This window comes from Mesorhizobium sp. BR1-1-6 (assembly GCF_020165355.1).
Classification (GTDB): Bacteria; Pseudomonadota; Alphaproteobacteria; order Rhizobiales; family Rhizobiaceae; genus Mesorhizobium.
In genome coordinates this window covers 300,932-318,095 of record NZ_JAIUHZ010000004.1, presented here as the reverse complement: position 1 = coordinate 318,095, position 17,164 = coordinate 300,932, and the positions used below count along the sequence as shown (strand labels likewise).

14 protein-coding genes are annotated in these 17,164 nt (G+C 62.4%); 6 read left to right on the top strand and 8 right to left on the bottom strand.

Annotation, left to right across the window (positions count from 1 at the left end):
- Positions 1-24: 24 nt before the first annotated feature.
- From LB545_RS11515 to LB545_RS11500, 4 genes are all read right to left on the bottom strand, one after another.
- The gene (locus tag LB545_RS11515) at positions 25-2,493 is read right to left on the bottom strand and encodes a glycogen/starch/alpha-glucan phosphorylase (RefSeq protein ID WP_224705044.1); all 2,469 of its coding nucleotides are present in this window, start codon (positions 2,491-2,493) and stop codon (positions 25-27) included.
- 132 nt (positions 2,494-2,625) lie between these two features.
- The gene (locus LB545_RS11510) at positions 2,626-3,408 is read right to left on the bottom strand and encodes an ATP-binding cassette domain-containing protein (protein ID WP_224705086.1); all 783 of its coding nucleotides are present in this window, start codon (positions 3,406-3,408) and stop codon (positions 2,626-2,628) included.
- Entirely contained in the window at positions 3,405-4,466 is a 1,062-nt protein-coding gene (locus tag LB545_RS11505; protein ID WP_140494823.1) for an ABC transporter permease, read from the bottom strand. The genes LB545_RS11510 and LB545_RS11505 overlap by 4 nt, the downstream gene beginning before the upstream one ends.
- A gap of 156 nt (positions 4,467-4,622) precedes the next feature.
- A complete protein-coding gene (locus tag LB545_RS11500; protein ID WP_404927863.1) occupies positions 4,623-5,600 on the bottom strand; it encodes a sugar ABC transporter substrate-binding protein in 978 nt (325 codons plus the stop codon).
- 269 nt (positions 5,601-5,869) lie between these two features.
- Here LB545_RS11500 and LB545_RS11495 point away from each other — a divergent pair, with 269 nt between their 5' ends.
- From LB545_RS11495 to LB545_RS11480, 4 genes are all read left to right on the top strand, one after another.
- Positions 5,870-7,096, top strand: a complete 1,227-nt coding sequence (locus LB545_RS11495; protein ID WP_140514915.1) for an ROK family protein — start codon at positions 5,870-5,872, stop codon at positions 7,094-7,096.
- Entirely contained in the window at positions 7,097-7,543 is a 447-nt protein-coding gene (locus LB545_RS11490) for an RbsD/FucU family protein (protein ID WP_140514913.1), read from the top strand.
- Positions 7,540-8,463, top strand: coding sequence for a carbohydrate kinase family protein (locus tag LB545_RS11485; protein WP_140580815.1), 924 nt, complete (start codon positions 7,540-7,542; stop codon positions 8,461-8,463). The genes LB545_RS11490 and LB545_RS11485 overlap by 4 nt, the downstream gene beginning before the upstream one ends.
- 494 nt (positions 8,464-8,957) lie before the next feature.
- Positions 8,958-10,100, top strand: a complete 1,143-nt coding sequence (locus LB545_RS11480) for a DegT/DnrJ/EryC1/StrS family aminotransferase (protein WP_140629351.1) — start codon at positions 8,958-8,960, stop codon at positions 10,098-10,100.
- A gap of 10 nt (positions 10,101-10,110) precedes the next feature.
- On the opposite strand, the gene cysQ is transcribed toward LB545_RS11480, so the two are convergent.
- From cysQ to cysD, 3 genes are read right to left on the bottom strand one after another with little or no spacing between them, the layout of a single operon-like run.
- Positions 10,111-10,902: a 3'(2'),5'-bisphosphate nucleotidase CysQ gene (gene cysQ, locus LB545_RS11475; protein WP_181165144.1), complete on the bottom strand. Its 792-nt coding sequence runs from the start codon at positions 10,900-10,902 to the stop codon at positions 10,111-10,113.
- Between the two features lie 10 nt (positions 10,903-10,912).
- The gene (gene cysN / locus LB545_RS11470) at positions 10,913-12,850 is read right to left on the bottom strand and encodes a sulfate adenylyltransferase subunit CysN (protein WP_181172223.1); all 1,938 of its coding nucleotides are present in this window, start codon (positions 12,848-12,850) and stop codon (positions 10,913-10,915) included.
- A 2-nt stretch (positions 12,851-12,852) separates the two neighbouring features.
- Entirely contained in the window at positions 12,853-13,758 is a 906-nt protein-coding gene (cysD, locus tag LB545_RS11465; RefSeq protein WP_140494839.1) for a sulfate adenylyltransferase subunit CysD, read from the bottom strand.
- Positions 13,759-14,241: 483 nt separating this feature from the next.
- On the opposite strand from cysD, the gene LB545_RS11460 reads away from it, so the two are divergent.
- Both LB545_RS11460 and LB545_RS11455 read left to right on the top strand, forming a co-directional pair.
- Positions 14,242-15,519 (top strand): O-antigen ligase family protein, encoded by a 1,278-nt coding sequence (locus LB545_RS11460; RefSeq protein ID WP_140514968.1) that lies wholly within the window; start codon positions 14,242-14,244, stop codon positions 15,517-15,519.
- Between the two features lie 17 nt (positions 15,520-15,536).
- On the top strand, positions 15,537-16,484 hold the full coding sequence (locus LB545_RS11455) for an NAD-dependent epimerase/dehydratase family protein (RefSeq protein WP_224705043.1): 948 nt from the start codon (positions 15,537-15,539) through the stop codon (positions 16,482-16,484).
- On the opposite strand, the gene LB545_RS11450 is transcribed toward LB545_RS11455, so the two are convergent.
- Positions 16,472-17,011 (bottom strand): sugar transferase, encoded by a 540-nt coding sequence (locus tag LB545_RS11450; RefSeq protein WP_140494844.1) that lies wholly within the window; start codon positions 17,009-17,011, stop codon positions 16,472-16,474. The genes LB545_RS11455 and LB545_RS11450 overlap by 13 nt on opposite strands.
- Positions 17,012-17,164 lie beyond the last annotated feature (153 nt).

Genomic DNA, 17,164 nt, shown 5'->3' with positions numbered 1-17,164 from the left:
CGTTCGTGGCCTCATGCAATCACATCAGGCAGGTACGTTCCAGATGTCTTTCGCGTATTGGCGGATCGTGCGATCGGAAGAGAACCAGCCGACGCGCGCGACGTTGCGGATTGCCCTGGCGTACCAGTCCGGACTGTTGCGCCAGACGGCGTCGACGTCTCGCTGGCAAGTGGCATAGGCGTCGAAATCCGCCGCGACCATGAACCAGTCGCTGTCGTAGAGACCATTGATGAGATCGCGGTAGCGGTTGGGATCATCGGGCGAAAAGACGCCCGATGAAACGGCCGCGAGCGCCTGCGACAGTTCGGGCGATGCCTCGATGACGCCACGCGGATCGTAGCCATTGTTGCGGCGCTCGGCGACCTCCGCCGTGGTCAGGCCGAAGATGAAGATGTTGTCGTCGCCGACGCACTCCTTGATTTCGACATTGGCGCCGTCGAGCGTGCCAATGGTCAGCGCGCCGTTCAGCGCGAACTTCATGTTGCCGGTGCCCGAAGCCTCCATGCCGGCGGTCGATATCTGCTCGGAGAGGTCGGCGGCCGGCATCATGATCTCGGCGAGGCTGACATTGTAGTTCGGCACGAACACCACCTTGAGCAAGCCGCGAACGGCCGGATCGCGGTTGATGACCCTGGCGACGTCGTTGGCCAGTTTGATGATCAGCTTGGCATTGTGGTAGCTGGGCGCCGCCTTGCCGCCGAAGAATTTCACGCGCGGCATCCAGTCGCGCTCCGGGTGCGAGCGGATCTGGTCGTAGAGCGCGACCGCCTCGAGGATGTTCAGGAGTTGGCGCTTGTATTCGTGGATGCGCTTGACCTGGATGTCGAACAGCGCCGAGGGATCAAGCCTGATGCCGAGCCGGTCGGCGACGAGATTGGCCAACTTCACCTTGTTCTGCCGCTTCACTCCGGCGAATTTTTCGCGGAAAGCGGTATCGGCGGCAAAGGCATCGAGCCCCTTGATCGCGTCGATGTCATCCAGGAAGCGGTCGCCGATCGCCTCGCGGGCGAGTGCGGTCAGACCTGGGTTGCACTGGATCAGCCAGCGCCGCGGCGTGATGCCGTTGGTCTTGTTGTTGATGCGGTCGGGGTAGAGCGTGTGCAGGTCGGCGAATACCGTTTCCTTCATCAGCTCGGTATGCAGCGCCGAGACGCCGTTGATCGAATGCGAACCGACGAAGGCGAGATTGCCCATGCGCACGCGGCGGTCGCCATTCTCCTGGATCAGCGAGATGCGGCTGATCTGCTCGCCGGAGAACTGATTGGTGGCGCGCGCCTCGAGCAGCACCTGCGCGTTGATGGCGTAGACGATCTGCATATGGCGCGGCAAAAGCCGCTCGAACAGCGGCACCGGCCAGCTTTCCAGCGCCTCCGGCAGCAGCGTGTGGTTGGTATAGCCGAAGGTGCGTTTGGTGGTGTCCCAGGCCCGGTCGAAATCCATGCCGTGGACGTCCATCAGGAGGCGCATCAGCTCCGGCACGGCGATCGCCGGATGGGTGTCGTTGAGGTGGATTGCCGCCTTGTCGGGCAGCGACTTCAGGTCGCCATATTGGCTGAGATGCCGCTGCACGATGTCCTGCAAAGAGGCGGTGGAGAAAAAATATTCCTGCCGCAGCCTGAGTTCCTGCCCTGCCATGTGGGAATCGGCGGGATAGAGTACGCGCGACAGCGCGTCGGCCTTGTTGCTTTCGGCGAGTGCGCCGATGTGGTCGCCAGCATTGAACTTGTCGAGCAGAATCGGATCGACCGGCATGCCCGACCAAAGCCGCAAGGTGTTGACGCGGTTCCCCCGCCAGCCCACGACGGGTGTGTCGTAGGCGACGGCCAGCACATGCTCGGTCGGCTTCCAGACATGGCGTTCCAGCCGGCCATCCCTGGTGGTGACCGATTCCACCGAGCCGCCGAACCCGACCTCGAACGACCGTTCGCGGCGTTCGAACTCCCAGGGGTTACCGTGATCGAGCCAAGTCTCGGGCAATTCTACCTGCCAGCCGTCATGTATCTCCTGGCGGAACATGCCGTTGGCGTAGCGGATACCGTAGCCATGCGCGGGAATATCGACGGTGGCCATGCTTTCCATGAAGCAGGCGGCGAGCCGGCCGAGGCCGCCATTGCCAAGTGCTGCATCCGGCTCGAGCGTGGCGATGAGGTCGAGTTCCACACCCAGCGACGACAACGCCTCGCGCATGTTCTCCATCAGGCCGAGATTGGAGAAGGCGTCACGCATCAGGCGGCCGATGAGGAACTCCAGCGAGAGGTAATAGACGCGCTTTTCCTGCTGGGCGTAGGCCTCTTTCGTCGCCTGCATCCAGCGATCGACGATGCGGTCGCGCACGACCTTGATCGAGGCGGTCAGCCAATCGTACTGGGTGGCGACGGTGGTGTCCTTGCCGACCCTGTATTTGAGGGCCATCAAGACTTCCCTTGCGAGCGTCTTGGGGTCGGGATTTTCAAGCAGTGGCGGGAGGGGGTCGGATGTCATCGTGCGCGTCATGCTGCCTCTCGTGCGGTTGCCACGATCATACCGGCTTTCATCATTCATCCCAGCCCATGCTACCGCATTGCAGCAAACGTTCAATCGATTTAAGTAAGCCGGAGGCGACTTACCCAGCGGCAATTTGGCAGTTCAGGCCGCCAGCGCCGCCTCCGGCGGCGTCTTTGCCCCGGTCATGAAGGCGACGGCATCGGACATTGTATGTTGTTTGGGATCGATGACGCACAGCCGACGACCCAGCCGATGGATGTGGATGCGGTCTGCCACTTCGAAGACATGCGGCATGTTGTGCGAGATCAGCACGATCGGCAGGCCGCGCTTCTTCACGTCGAGGATGAGTTCCAGCACGCGGCGGCTTTCCTTGACGCCAAGTGCTGCCGTCGGCTCGTCCATGATGACCATCTTGGAGCCGAAAGCGGCGGCGCGCGCCACTGCCACGCCCTGGCGCTGGCCGCCCGACAGCGTCTCCACCGCCTGGCTGATGTTCTGGATGGTCATCAGGCCGAGTTCAGTCAGCTTGTCGCGGGCGCGCTTTTCCATCGCCGGACGGTCGAGCATGCGAAGCCATTGGCCGACAAAGCCGGGCTTGCGTATCTCGCGGCCGAGAAACATGTTATCGGCGATCGACAGCGCCGGCGACAGCGCCAGGTTCTGGTAGACGGTTTCGATGCCGGCTTCGCGGGCCTCCATGGGCGACTTGAAGGCGACCGGATTGCCCTCAAGCCGGATTTCGCCTTCATCGGGCACCACAGCGCCTGAAATCGCCTTGATGAGCGACGACTTGCCGGCGCCGTTGTCGCCGATAACAGCGAGGATTTCGCCGGGGTAGAGGTCGAAATCGGCATTGTCCAAGGCGGTGACGCGGCCGTAGCGCTTGACCAGTCCGCGAGCGGTGAGGATAGGGTCCTGGGTCATGCCGAAACCTTTCTGATCCATTGATCGACCGCCACGGCGCCGATGATCAGCACGCCGGTGAGCAGCACCTTCCATTGCGGATCGGCGCCCAGCATGTTGAGGCCCATGGAGACGACACCGACGATCATCGCGCCGAACAGCGTGCCGAGGATCGAGCCGCGGCCGCCGAAAAGAGAAATACCGCCGATCACCGTGGCGGTAATCGCCTGCAGATTGTAGTCGGTCACGGCGGCCGACGGCGAGATCGACCCATTGCGACCGATGGAGACCCAGGCGGCGAAAGCGGCGATCAGCCCGGCCAGGGTATAGACCGTCATGAGCACCTTCTTGGTCTGGATACCCGACAGTTTCGCCGCCTCCTGATCATCGCCGACAGCGTAGACATGGCGGCCCCATGCCGTGTGATTGAGCACGTACCAAAGGAGCAGCACGAGCGCGACCATCGCAATCACGCCGGCCGTCAGCACAGCGGTGCCGACCTTGAAGCTGAGCGCGAACAGATGCAGCAGCGGCGCCTGAACGTCGACGTCGGTGTCGCGGATCGTCTCATTGGCCGAATAAATGAAGTTCGTCGCCATGACGATGTTCCAGGTGCCGAGTGTCACGATGAATGGCGGCAGTTTCATGTAGGCGACAAGCACCCCGTTGAGCAGCCCGCAGGCAGCACCCGCGGCAAGTCCGATCGCTACGGCAAGGACGCTCGGCAGGCCGTAGCTGACGGCGCAATTGCCCATGATCACGGCCGAAATCACCATGATGACGCCAATCGAAAGGTCGATGCCGGCGGTGAGGATGACCAGGGTCTGGGCGGCACCCAGAATGCCGACGATGGCGATCTGCTGCAGGATCAGCGTCAGCGTGTAGGACGAGAAGAAACGCCCGCCAATGGTGAGGCCGAACACGATGATCGCCAGGACCAGAACGATCAGCGGCACCGCGGCCGGCGTCGAGTGCAGAAAATGCTGGATGCGTCTGACCGCCGATTTATGCTCGTCAAACGCGGCAACGCTCGTGTCGCTGCCCGAGAGAACCTTCTCGAATTCCTGAGCTTGAGACATGTTTCCTCCCCGTAGGGTATCAGCCACGCGGCGACACCCGTCCACGCCTTTCCGGTCTCCTGCCGGGATTGTTCGCGGTCACGCGACCATCGTCCACCCGAAGCGGCCGGGGATCAAGTCCGGCCGCTCCGTTTTTCGTTGCCAGTCAGACCGGCATCAGCCCCAGCACTTGGCGAGGCCTTCCTTGGTGTCGATGGACTTCACGCCATTGGCCGGCTTGTCGGTCACCAGATTGACGCCGGTGTCGAAGAAGTTCTTGCCTTCGGTCGGCTTCGGCTTGGTGCCGTCCTTGGCGAAGTTGGCGATGGCCTCGATGCCGAGCGCCGCCATCTGCAGCGGATATTGCTGCGATGTCGCGCCGATGACGCCTTCGGCCACCGACTTCACGCCGGGGCAGCCGCCATCAACGGAGACGATCAGCACCTGGCTTTCCAGGCCGACGGCCTTGAGCGCCTGATAGGCGCCGACCGCGGCCGGCTCGTTGATGGTGTGGATGACGTTGATGGTGTTGTCCTTCTGCAGAAGGTTCTCCATCGCCTTGCGGCCGCCCTCCTCATTGCCGTTGGTGACGTCATGGCCGACGATGCGCGCGTCATCCTCGTCGCCGATCTTGTTAGGATCCTTCACGTCGATGCCGTAGCCCATCATGAAGCCCTGGTCGCGCAGCACGTCCACGGTCGGTTGCGAGGGGGTCAGGTCGAGAAAGCCGATCTTGGCGTCCTTGGCCTTGTCGCCGAGCGTCGCGGCGGCCCAGGCGCCGATCAGCTTGCCGGCCTCCAAATTGTCGGTGGCAAAGGTCGCGTCGGCGGCGTCGATCGGATCGAGCGGCGTGTCGAGCGCGATCACCAGCAGGCCGGCGTCACGCGCCTTCTTCACGGTCGGCACGATGCCCTTGGTGTCGGACGCGGTAATGAGGATGCCCTTGGCGCCGTCGGCGATGCAGCTCTCGATCGCCGCGACCTGGCTTTCGCTGTCGCCGTCGATCTTGCCGGCATAAGTCTTGAGGTCGACACCAAGCTCCTTGGCCTTGGCGGTCGCACCCTCCTTCATCTTGACAAAGAAGGGATTGGTGTCGGTCTTGGTGATCAGGCAGGCGCCGACACCGGCCGCGGATGCGGACGAGGCGAATGCCATCAGGCCCAGAGCGGCCGCCGCAAAAACGGTGGACTTCAACAGTTTTGTATTGGTCACGATTTTCCTCCCAGTGGAACATTCCGGATGCCGGCCAACCGGCATCCGTACGGCATCCAAGCAACCTCTCCCGGTGGGGATGCCTGCCTCAAATGACACCAGACCAATCTCTCTGTCAATAATTAAATCACTCTTATTTATTATTGACAGCCTTGCGCCGTTCGCACATTCTGTTCCAAAAGCCTCGAGGGGAAATGACGGGAGGAACAGGGGTGGAGACGGCCACTGCCAGGCATGGTTCGCCCGAGGCGAATGAGAGCCTTATTCACCGTGGTACCAACCAGAGCGGCATGCGGGACCACAATGAGCGGCTGGTGCTGTCGCTGGTGCGCCAGCATGGCAGCCTGGCGAAGTCCGACATCGCCCGCATGACCGGACTGTCGGCGCAAACCGTCTCCGTGATCATGCGCGAGCTCGAGGAGGAAAGCCTGCTGCTGCGGCAGGCGCCGCTGCGCGGCAAGATCGGCCAGCCCTCCATCCCCATGGCGCTCAATCCCGAAGGCGCGTTCTTCATCGGCCTGAAGATCGGCCGCCGCAGCGCCGAACTCGTGCTGATCGATTTCCTCGGCAATGTACGTTCGATGCTGCAGCATTCCTACCGCTACCCTGCCCCGCGCGAGACGGTGGAATTCGTCACATCAGGCATGAAGAAGATGCGTGGCGAGCTTTCGCCCGCGCAGGACAAACGCATAGCGGGACTCGGCATCGCCATGCCGTTCGAGCTCTGGAACTGGGCCGATACCGCCGGCGCGCCGCGCGACGTCATGGACGAATGGCGCCATCGCGATATCCGCGCCGACATCCAGGCGCAATGCGATTTTCCGGTCTATCTGCAGAACGACGCCACTTCGGCCTGCGGCGCGGAACTGGTCTTCGGCCAGGCAGGCGCCCCGCGTGATTTCGTCTATTTCTATATCGGCGCCTTTGCCGGCGGCGGCATCGTCCTCAACGGGCGGCTCTTTGGCGGCCCGACCGGCAACGCCGGCGCGCTGGGCTCCATGCCGGTGCCCGGACCGGAGGGAAAGCCGACCCAATTGATCGACGTGGCCTCGATCGCCATGCTCGAAAAGGCGCTCAATGCGCGTGGCGTCGAGGCTTCGCATCTCTGGACGTCGCCCGACGACTGGGGCGAGATCGGCGCCGAGCTCGACGACTGGATCACAAACGCCTCGCGGGCGCTCGCCTATGCCATCGTCGCGGCGTCGTCCGTCATCGACTTCGAGGCGGCGGTGATCGACGGCTGGATGCCGACGCAGGTGCGCCGCAGGCTGGTCGACGCCGTCATCGCAACCATCGACACGATCGATGCCGAGGGATTGAAATTGCCAAACGTCCGCGAAGGCACCGTCGGTATTCACGCGCGCGCTCTCGGCGGCGCCAGCCTGCCACTATCCGAGCGCTTCCTGATCGGTTCGACCACGATTTCCAGGAGCATCTGAATGCTGATCGGAATTCCGGCGCTGCTCGGTCCGGAGCTTCTGGCGATCCTGCGTGCGATGGGGCATGGCGACGAAATCGCCCTGGTCGATGGAAACTACCCGGCCGAAGAGCAGGCAAAGCGGCTGGTGCGGGCCGACGGCCACCATCTCATTCCGGTGCTGGACGCCATATTGAGCGTGCTGCCCGTCGATGACGTCGTGCCGGAGGCGCTGTTTCGCGCCTCGGCCAAGGGCGACCCCTCGCTCGCCGATCCCGTGCATCATGAAATCGAAGTGCTGTGTGCAAAACGCGCGCCCGGGCGCAAGGTGGTTGCGCTGGCCGGTGCCGACTTCTATGCACGCGTCAGGGCCGCGCACGCCATCGTCGCGACCAGCGAACCCAGGCTCTACGCCAACATCATCATCCGCAAGGGCGTGATCCATCCGCCGGAGACGACAAGACAATGATCCTTTGCTGCGGCGAGGCCCTGATCGATATGCTGCCGCGCACGACGACGGAGGGAGAACGGGCCTTCGCACCCTATGTCGGCGGCGCGGTGTTCAACACCGCCATTGCGCTCGGCCGGCTGGGCGCTCCTGCCAGCTTCTTCTCGGGCCTGTCGTCGGACCTGTTCGGCGGCCAGCTCCGCGAAGCGCTCGGGGCGAGCAAGGTCAGTTCCACCTATGCGCACACTTCGCCCCGGCCGACGACGCTCGCCTTCGTGCGGCTGAACGATGGCCAGGCAACCTACACTTTCTACGACGAGAACACCGCCGGGCGCATGCTGACCGGCGAGGATCTGCCGCAACTTGGTCCGGAGATCGAGGCCATGCTGTTCGGCGCCATCAGCCTTATTTCGGACCCGGCGGGCGCCGCCTACGAGGAATTGATGAAGCGCGAGCATGGTCGTCGCGTCATGATGCTCGACCCCAACATCCGGCCGAACTTCATCCCGGACAAGGCAAAGCATCTGAAGCGTATCCGCGAGATGATGGCGATGGCCGATATCGTGAAACTCTCGGATGAAGATCTTCACTGGTTCGACGAAGCCGGCTCGCACGAGGATGTCGTGCGCAACTGGCTCGACCGCGGACCCAAGCTGATCGTCGTGACCCATGGCGCCGAAGGCGCCGTCGGTTACACCAGGGATCACATGGTCAGCGTGACGCCGCAAAAAGTCGAGGTGGTCGATACGGTCGGCGCCGGTGATACGTTCAATGCCGGCATCCTCGCCTCCCTGCACGAACAAGGCCTGCTGACGAAGGCGGCAATCTCCGGGCTGTCGCAGGACGCTATCCGCAAGGCGCTGGTGCTTGGTGCCAAGGCAGCGGCGGTAACCGTGGCGCGGGCCGGCGCCAATCCGCCCTGGCGGCATGAGATCGCCTGAGTGGCGCGCCAGAGGAACGAATCCGAATTAACAGGTTCCTTGGAACCTTCGCCGGCGCGCTGTTGATGAGGTAGTAAAGAAAACCCGCCTGTGCGGCGGGTCCTTGGCGCAACTCAGCACCATGGGCAAATATGTAGCATAGTTGCCTTCACCCAGTCAAGAAAAAATTCCTATCTTCGGATAGCTGCCGCACTGCGGACTGGCCGTTCTCAGGCCTTGGCTGACCCAAGTTCGGGCCGTGGTAAGGCCCAACATGGATTGAGCCGGCCGATCACTTTATGTTTAGCAGGGTCGACTCTGGGGTTATAAGGCCGTAATTGCGCCGCACGAATCCCGGATTTCCGGCATCCGGCTGACCGACACCGGAAAATGCGGTAACAGACTGCCACGACCGGGCAATTTGTCGCTCCGCGCGCCCGGCTTTCTCGGCAGGCGCAATTCTGATACCAGCGGGTCGAGGCCAGACCGCCCGGTTAAAATCGTTTGAGGACGACATGCAGTTCATCGATCTTGGCGCACAGCGCGAACGAATCCGCGACCGGCTGAAGGCCGCGATCGACCATGTCGTCGAGGACGGCCGCTATATCCTCGGTCCCCAGGTAGCCGAATTCGAGAAAAAGCTCGCCGCCTATGTCGGCGTCAAGCACGTCGTGGCCTGCGCCAACGGCACCGACGCACTGCTTTTGCCGCTGTTCGCCGCCGGGATCGGCCCGGGCGATGCCGTGTTCGTTCCGAGCTTCACCTTTGCCGCCACGGCGGAAGTGGTAGCGCTGGCCAAGGCCGAGCCGGTTTTCGTCGACGTCGATCCCAACACCTACAACATCGACATCGCCAGCCTCGAGGCGGCGATCACGATGGTCAAGAAAGAAGGCCGGCTGAAGCCCAGGGCGATCATTCCGGTCGACCTCTTCGGCCTTGCCGCCGACTACGATGCCATCACGGCGATCGCCCACCGAGAAGGCCTGATGGTGATCGAGGATGCCGCCCAATCGATGGGCGGTTCGGCGGACGGCAAGATGTGCGGGTCGTTAGGCACGGTCGGCTCGACCAGTTTCTATCCGGCGAAGCCGCTCGGCTGCTACGGCGACGGCGGAGCGATGTTCACCAACGACGACGCCTTGGCCGACAAGCTGCGCTCCTTCGCCTTCCACGGCAAGGGCGAGACGCAATATGACAACATCCGGGTCGGCATCAATTCACGGCTCGACACGCTGCAGGCCGCGATCCTGATCGAAAAGCTCGCCATTCTCGAGGACGAGATGGTTGCCCGGCAAATGGTGGCGAGCCGTTATGCCGAAGGGCTTGCTGATGTCGTCACGGCAGCCCGCAACCTGGACGGCAGCCGCTCGGCCTGGGCGCAATACGCCATCGAGACGCCCAAGCGCGACGGGCTGAAGGCGCATCTCGGCGAAAAAGGCATTCCGTCGGTCATCTACTATGTGAAGCCGCTGCACGAGCAGATCGCCTATCGCGACTATCCGAGAACGCCGACCGGCCTTGCCGTATCCGAGCAATTGCCCAAGCGCATCCTGTGCCTGCCGATGCATCCTTATCTCAGCGAAGCCGATCAGGACCGGATCATCGAGACGATCCGCAACTATATCGGATCGAACTCGGCGCAGGCCGCGGCCGAGTAACCAGCCGGCTTCAGGCGGAGCTTGCCCCTGCCCTGCCGCTGGCGATGAAATGCGGATTGGCAAAATCCGCATCGCCGCCCTGGTCTCGCTTGCCATACATCAAGGGCTGTCCATCCAACGTGCGCGTGATGCCGCCCGCGGCGCGCAGCACGGCATCGCCGGCTGCGGTATCCCACTCCATGGTACGACCGAAGCGCGGATAAATGTCCGCCTCGCCATTGGCGACCAGACAGAATTTCAGCGACGAGCCGACAGAGACGATCTCGGCGATGCCTAGGTCACGAATATAGGCTTCGGTTTCGGGCGTGTTGTGGGAGCGGCTCGCAACCACCGCCAGCGGCGTCGCAGCCGCCCTCACCGAAATCGGCCGGCGAGAGACGATGCGGAAGTCGCCATCTATTTCGAGGAATTCCGCCTTGCCCGGCAGCCCGGAAAAGAACCGGCCCGTGCAGGGCGCGAAAACGACGCCGACTTCCGGCACGCCGTGGCGGACAAGCGCGATGTTGACGGTGAAATCGGTGCGGCGATTGACGAATTCCTTGGTGCCGTCCAGCGGATCGATCAGGAAGAAAGCCCCGTCCAGGTCCGGCGGCACGATGCCGGCGGATGCTTCCTCCTCGGCCACGCAGGGAATGTCGGGAAAGGCCGCACGCAATCCGGCCAGAATGATCTTCTCGCTCTCGCGGTCCGCCTCGGTCACCGGCGAGGAATCTGATTTCTGGTCGACCGCGCAGCCGGCGTGGAACACACGCATGACCTCGCGGCCGGCCGCCAAAGCGAGCCCCTCGAAAATTTCGAGCATCGACCTGTCGTCAGATGCCGCCGCCATTGTCGTATTGGTCTTCGGCAATGTCACGCTCGTTCAGCCAGTGTTCCAGGGCATCTACCATCTCCTCGGCCGATTTGCCGAGCGTCTTCAGATGGATTTCCGGTTTTTCCGGCGCTTCGTAAGGCGAGTCGACACCGGTGAAATTCTTGATCTCGCCATTGAGCGCGCGGGCGTAGAGGCCTTTCGGGTCACGCCTGGCGCATTCCTCGAACGGCGTGTCGACGAACACTTCGACGAACTCGCCTTCGGCCATCAATTCGCGGGCCATGCGCCGCTCGGCGCTGAAAGGCGAAATGAAGGAAACGATGACGATCAGCCCTGCATCGGCCATGAGGCGGGCCACTTCGGCGACGCGGCGGATGTTTTCGACGCGGTCGGCGTCGGTAAAGCCGAGATCGCGGTTGAGGCCGTGGCGGACATTGTCGCCGTCGAGAATGTAGGTATGGCGCCCGGAGGCGAACAGCTTCTTCTCGAACAGGTTGGCGATGGTCGATTTGCCCGAGCCCGACAGCCCCGTGAACCAGAACACGGCGGGCCGCTGGTTCTTGATGTCGGCACGTACCCGCTTGCCGACATCGAGCGATTGCCAATGGATGTTCTCGGCACGGCGCAGCGAATGCAGGATCATGCCGGCGCCGACCGTGGCGTTGCTGATGCGGTCGATCAGGATGAACGCGCCGGTTGTACGGTTCTCGGCGAAGGTGTCGAAAGCGATCGGCGTGCGCGTCGAGATGTTGCAGATGCCTACTTCGTTCATCTCGAGCGACTTGGCAGCTTCACGGGCGAAGTCATTGACATTGACCCGGTATTTCAGGTCGGTGACCGTGGCGCTGGTCTGGTCGGTCTCGGTGCGCAGGATATAGGAGCGGCCCGGCAGCAGCGCATGTTCGTCGAACCAGACGATGTTGGCGGCGAACTGGTCGGCGACCTGCGGGCGTGCGGCAGGCGCCACCAGCATGTTGCCCCTGGAAATCTCGACCTCGTCATCGAGGACAAGCGTGATGGCCTGGCCGGCCACGGCCTGGGCGAGGTCGCCACCCTGCGCGACGATGCGCCTGACGCGGGAGGATTTGCCCGATTTGGCGACGACGACCTCGTCGCCTTGCGAGATCGCGCCCGAGGCGATCGTTCCGGCGAAGCCGCGAAAATCGAGATTGGGGCGGTTGACGTACTGCACCGGAAAACGGAACGGCAGCTCGGCCGCGGCCTCGTCGACCGAAACGGTTTCGAGATGTTCGATCAGCGTCGGGCCGGAATACCATTCCATCCTGTCGGAGCGGCCGGTGACGTTGTCGCCGTAGCGCGCCGACATCGGGATCGGCACGATGGTCTCAAAGCCGAGATCGCGCGAAAACTGCTGATAGTCCTGCGTGATCCGGTCGAAGACCGCCTTATCGAAATCGACGAGATCGATCTTGTTGACGGCCAGCACGATATGGCGGATGCCGAGCAGCGAGGCGATGATCGAGTGGCGCCTGGTCTGGCGCAGCACGCCTTGCCGCGCATCGATCAGCACGATTGCCAGGTCGGCGGTGGACGCGCCGGTCGCCATGTTACGCGTGTACTGCTCGTGGCCGGGCGTGTCGGCGACAATGAATTTGCGCTTTGGCGTGGCGAAGAAGCGATAGGCGACGTCGATGGTGATGCCTTGCTCGCGCTCGGCTTCGAGACCGTCGACCAGCAGTGCGAAATCGATGTCGTCGCCGGTCGTGCCGTGCTTGCGCGAATCGCGTTCGAGCGCGGCAAGCTGGTCCTCGAAAATCTGCTTGGTGTCGGAGAGCAGACGGCCGATCAGCGTCGACTTGCCATCGTCGACGGAGCCGCAGGTGAGGAAGCGCAGCAGCGACTTCTTCTCCTGCGCCGCCAGATAATCGCGGACGCCGTCGGTAGGTGCGAGGCTCTTTGCCATGATGTGGCGCATGGTCAGAAATACCCCTCGCGCTTCTTCTTTTCCATCGAGCCGGCTTCGTCCCGGTCGATCAGGCGGCCCTGCCGTTCGGAGGTGCGCGCGGTCAGCATCTCGCCGACGATAGCTTCCAGCGTGTCTGCTTCCGATTCGATGGCGCCGGTCAGCGGGTAGCAGCCGAGCGTGCGGAAGCGCACCAGCCGATTCTCGATCGCCTCACCGGGGCGCAATTTCATGCGATCGTCGTCCTTGAGGATGAGCATGCCATCGCGTTCCACGACCGGCCGCTGCTTGGCGAAATAGAGCGGCACGATCGGGATGTTCTCCTGCAGGATGTACTGCCAGATGTCGAGCTCGGTCCAGTTGGACAGCGGAAAGACGCGGATCGATTCACCCGTGGCGATGCGGGTGTTGAAGATCTTCCACATTTCGGGACGCTGGTTCTTCGGATCCCAGACATGCTGGGCGTTGCGGAAGGAAAAGATGCGCTCCTTGGCGCGCGATTTTTCCTCGTCGCGGCGGGCGCCGCCAAAGGCGGCATCGAAACCGTATTTGTCGAGCGCCTGGCGCAGCGCCACGGTCTTCATCACATGGGTGTGCGTGTTCGAGCCATGATCGAAGGGATTGATGTTGTCGCGCACGCCATCCTGGTTGACGTGAACCAGGAGATCGAAACCGAGTTTTTGCGCCATCTGATCGCGAAAGGCGATCATCTCGCGAAATTTCCAGGTTGTGTCGACATGAAGGAACGGAAAGGGCGGCTTGGCGGGATAGAATGCCTTCATCGCCAGGTGCATCAGCACGGACGAATCCTTGCCTACGGAATAGAGCATGACCGGCTTGGCGAAGGCGGCCGCGACTTCACGGAATATGTGGATTGACTCGGCCTCAAGCCGCTGCAGGTGCGTAAGCGCTGTTGTCATGGCCTGTCTAGCGTTCTCTCGTGCCTTCCGACAGAAGACCTGGCATCAAATCATCGGGCTTCCCGCCCGGTTCAAGCTTGCTTCTGGACAATGTTATTCTTGCGGGCGTTCTAGCAGATCGCCGCTGCCCAGAACAATGCAAGACGCGCCTGGCAAGGAGTGGTTCGGGAATGAATTTTCCATCCATGCGTCAAAATGCGGAAATTCCTGCTTGTCACGCCGGCGGCTGAGAAAATGCGGGGGAAAAAATTGCTTGATGAAAAGCACGCAGTCTTCGCCGCGCCCAAATCCGATCGTCTGCCAGCGACTACCGATTTTCGGTGGCAATCGGCCTTGATGCACTTTCAGAAAAAGACCCAAGCCGCTATACCGGCCCCTGAAAGCGGGCAGATGCACGATGCGACACGGGCAATTTCGGCAGGGCTATGTTCGCCGCCGTCAGACAATCCGCCGTGTGAAGCGTCCGAGAATGGTGAGCCGCCCTTGAGCCAGCTTTCATCGATAAGACGGCAGTTCTCGCCCGCGCGGATCAATATCTATTTTTCCATCGCTTGCTTCTTTTTTCCACCGGTCCTGGGGTCTGTGGTGAGCTTCGTGTTCAACGGCGGCGGCCTGTGGTCGGTTCTTTTGATCGCCTCGAAAAAGAGGCGCTTCAACATCGACCGGGCGATGATGGCGCTCACGATCGCGATCTATGCCTATTGCGCGGCAAATCTCCTGGCTTCGCTCGCCAATAACGCAATTGTCAGGGATGCGCCGCATCTGATCCCGCTCGTCACCTTCCTGTTTTTCCCCCTCTCCTATTCAACCTGGAGCATTACGCAGAAAACAACCCTTGTCCGGATCATAATCCTCAGCAGCATGGCCGCCTGTTTCGTCGCGCTGCTGTTGGCGATCATCCAGCAATATTGGATCGGGATGAGGGCGGAGGGCGGAGCGGGAAATGCGATCGTGTTCGCCACGGTCGTCTGCCTTGCAGTGATGGCCTGCGTGGCCGGTGCCCTGTCGGGCATCGAAAGGCACAAGAGTGCGCTGATCTGCGCAGCGCTCGGCGGAACGATCGCCATCATCTATTCCGGCACGCGTATCATCTGGCTGGCGCTGCTGATTTCCGGCATTGCCGTGCTGTTGATCAACCAGCATTGGCTGAAAGGGAAGAATGCCGTCCGTCTGCTGCTTCTGATGGCGGCGATCGGCGTCGCGGTCGCCGCTATCGGATTCCATACGATATCCGACAGATTTGATTTTCTGCGCTCTGATTGGGACGCGCTTGGGGCGCACGGCAATTCCGACACCTCGCTTGGAATACGTGTTGCCCTCTGGGACATCGGCCTGAAGGCATTTCGCGACATGCCCTTGTTCGGACACGGAGTGGGCGCCAACCAGCTCTTGATCAGGCAGGGCTTCCAAGACCTGTTCGCGAAAACGGCAGGTTTCAATCATTTCCACAATGGCTTCCTGACGGCATTGGTACAGGCGGGCATCCTGGGCGCCGTGACTTTGGCGGCGATCTTTGTCGTCGCCGGCAGAAACGCCGCCCTGGTCCTGCGCAACAGCGCCGACCCGATCGAGCGCTTTGGCGCCACCATGGTCGTCGTCATGGTGATCACCTACCTGACGGCTGGGATGACAGGCATCCTGATCGGCCAAGACATCCTGGATTCGGTGTTCATGGTCTTCCTGGTATCCGGGACCTATCTTGCGTCGGGACGTCAGGCCCCGTTGCCGGAAGAGATGCCGCTTCCGCCAGTCACGCAATAGCGGCTCCGGGCAAGGCAATGAAGGTCTTGGTCACAGGCGCATCGGGCTTCATCGGACGCCTTGTCGTGCAAAGGCTTTGCGAGGCAGGGGTGGAGGTTCGCCTCGCCTCGCGCTACCCAGAAAGGCTCGCTTCGGGCAGCGACACCGTTGGCTTGCCGCGTTTCGATGCGCCGGCCGAGGCCTTCCTTGCCATCACCCGTGACGTCACGGACGTCGTTCACTGCGCCGGCTTGAACAATGATCAAGGCGAGGCCACCGAAGCCGACTACCGAGCCGCCAACGCGGAACTGAGCGCGCGGCTGGCGCATGCGGCCGCCATGCAGGCAAGCGGACGCTTCATCCAACTGTCATCGGTTCGGGCCGTGATCGGCGCCCGCGTCAGCGCAACGATCGACGAGCATACGGTCCCCGATCCGCAATGCGCCTACGGGCGCTCGAAACGCGAGGGCGAGATCAGGGTCCTGGACGCCTATGCATCGCACGGCCGCGCCGACGCCGCCGTGCTGCGCCTGCCTGCCGCCTACGCAAGCGGCATGAAGGGCAATCTGGCAATGCTGATGCGCCTGGCCGATACAAGCCTGCCGCTGCCGACAGGTATTCTGACAGGAACCCGCTCGCTAGTGTCGGCCGACGCAGCCGCGCAAGCCGTGCGGCATTTGTTGACTCATCCGGGGCCGCTCAGCCCTGCCTATATAGCCAGCGACGTGCCTCCGGTGTCGGTGGCAGCCGTCGTAAGCGCCTTCCGTAAGGGACTTGGGCGGCCGGTGCGCCTGGCTGCCGTACCGGCCAGCCTGATGCGGATGGCCGCGGTGGCGCTAGGCAAGCGGGCGTTTTGGGAAAGCATGACGGCGACACAGATATGCGACCCTTCCCTGCTCGTCTCGCAGGGCTGGCTGCCGGAAACAGCGACGCTTGATCGTCTAAGCGAAATCGCGGCGCGCAGCAGGCAAGCTCAACCTGGATAAATCGTCGCAAGCAGGATGCGAAGATCAAGGCCGATCGACGCGACCTTGAGATAGTCGGCATCGGTTTCGGCCAATAGGGCCGGGTCCGACATGTCGATGCCCTTGACCTGAGCCAGGCCGGTGATGCCGGGAAGCGCCGATGAAACGCCCAGCCGTCGGCGGCACTCGATCAGCTCGGTTTGCGTCGGCAGACAGGGACGCGGTCCGACCAAGCTCATCTCGCCCTTCAGAACATTCCAGAACTGCGGCAGCTCATCGAGCTTGAACTTCCGCAGGGTCTTTCCGGCCGGCGTCACGGCATTCGCCGGCGCCTCGTGCGAAGGCAAGGATGGCGTGCCGACATACATCGTGCGCAATTTGTGACAGCGAAAGAGCACGCCATCGCGGCCAACCCGCGTTTGAGAAAAGATGGCCGGACCGGGCGACGATATACGAACAGCCAGGACAGCGAGCGCCAGGACTGGGGACGTGACCAGCAGCAGCAGCGCCGCGCCGGCAAGATCGAAGATTTGCTTGGCTGTCTTCATGAACCGCCGATAGTGCTCGTTGCCAAAACCAAAGACGAAAATACGAATCCGCTCGACGTAGCATGAGGCTATCGCTCGACCAAGCTCGACCCCTCGCCTGCTCGGATGCGCCCGCAGAGGAATACCAGCCAGCGCCCCAGGGTCCCGAAGGTC

What these genes read in the sequence shown, in the direction of transcription:
- LB545_RS11485 (WP_140580815.1), top strand. Translation starts at nt 7,540, where the DNA reads ATGATCCTTTGCTGCGGCGAGGCCCTGATCGATATGCTGCCGCGCACG.
- LB545_RS11480 (WP_140629351.1), top strand. Translation starts at nt 8,958, where the DNA reads ATGCAGTTCATCGATCTTGGCGCACAGCGCGAACGAATCCGCGACCGG.
- LB545_RS11490 (WP_140514913.1), top strand. Translation starts at nt 7,097, where the DNA reads ATGCTGATCGGAATTCCGGCGCTGCTCGGTCCGGAGCTTCTGGCGATC.
- cysN (WP_181172223.1), bottom strand. Translation starts at nt 12,850, where the DNA reads ATGCGCCACATCATGGCAAAGAGCCTCGCACCTACCGACGGCGTCCGC.
- cysQ (WP_181165144.1), bottom strand. Translation starts at nt 10,902, where the DNA reads ATGCTCGAAATTTTCGAGGGGCTCGCTTTGGCGGCCGGCCGCGAGGTC.
- LB545_RS11455 (WP_224705043.1), top strand. Translation starts at nt 15,537, where the DNA reads ATGAAGGTCTTGGTCACAGGCGCATCGGGCTTCATCGGACGCCTTGTC.
- LB545_RS11515 (WP_224705044.1), bottom strand. Translation starts at nt 2,493, where the DNA reads ATGACGCGCACGATGACATCCGACCCCCTCCCGCCACTGCTTGAAAAT.
- LB545_RS11450 (WP_140494844.1), bottom strand. Translation starts at nt 17,011, where the DNA reads ATGAAGACAGCCAAGCAAATCTTCGATCTTGCCGGCGCGGCGCTGCTG.
- LB545_RS11510 (WP_224705086.1), bottom strand. Translation starts at nt 3,408, where the DNA reads ATGACCCAGGACCCTATCCTCACCGCTCGCGGACTGGTCAAGCGCTAC.
- LB545_RS11505 (WP_140494823.1), bottom strand. Translation starts at nt 4,466, where the DNA reads ATGTCTCAAGCTCAGGAATTCGAGAAGGTTCTCTCGGGCAGCGACACG.
- cysD (WP_140494839.1), bottom strand. Translation starts at nt 13,758, where the DNA reads ATGACAACAGCGCTTACGCACCTGCAGCGGCTTGAGGCCGAGTCAATC.
- LB545_RS11500 (WP_404927863.1), bottom strand. Translation starts at nt 5,600, where the DNA reads ATGGCATTCGCCTCGTCCGCATCCGCGGCCGGTGTCGGCGCCTGCCTG.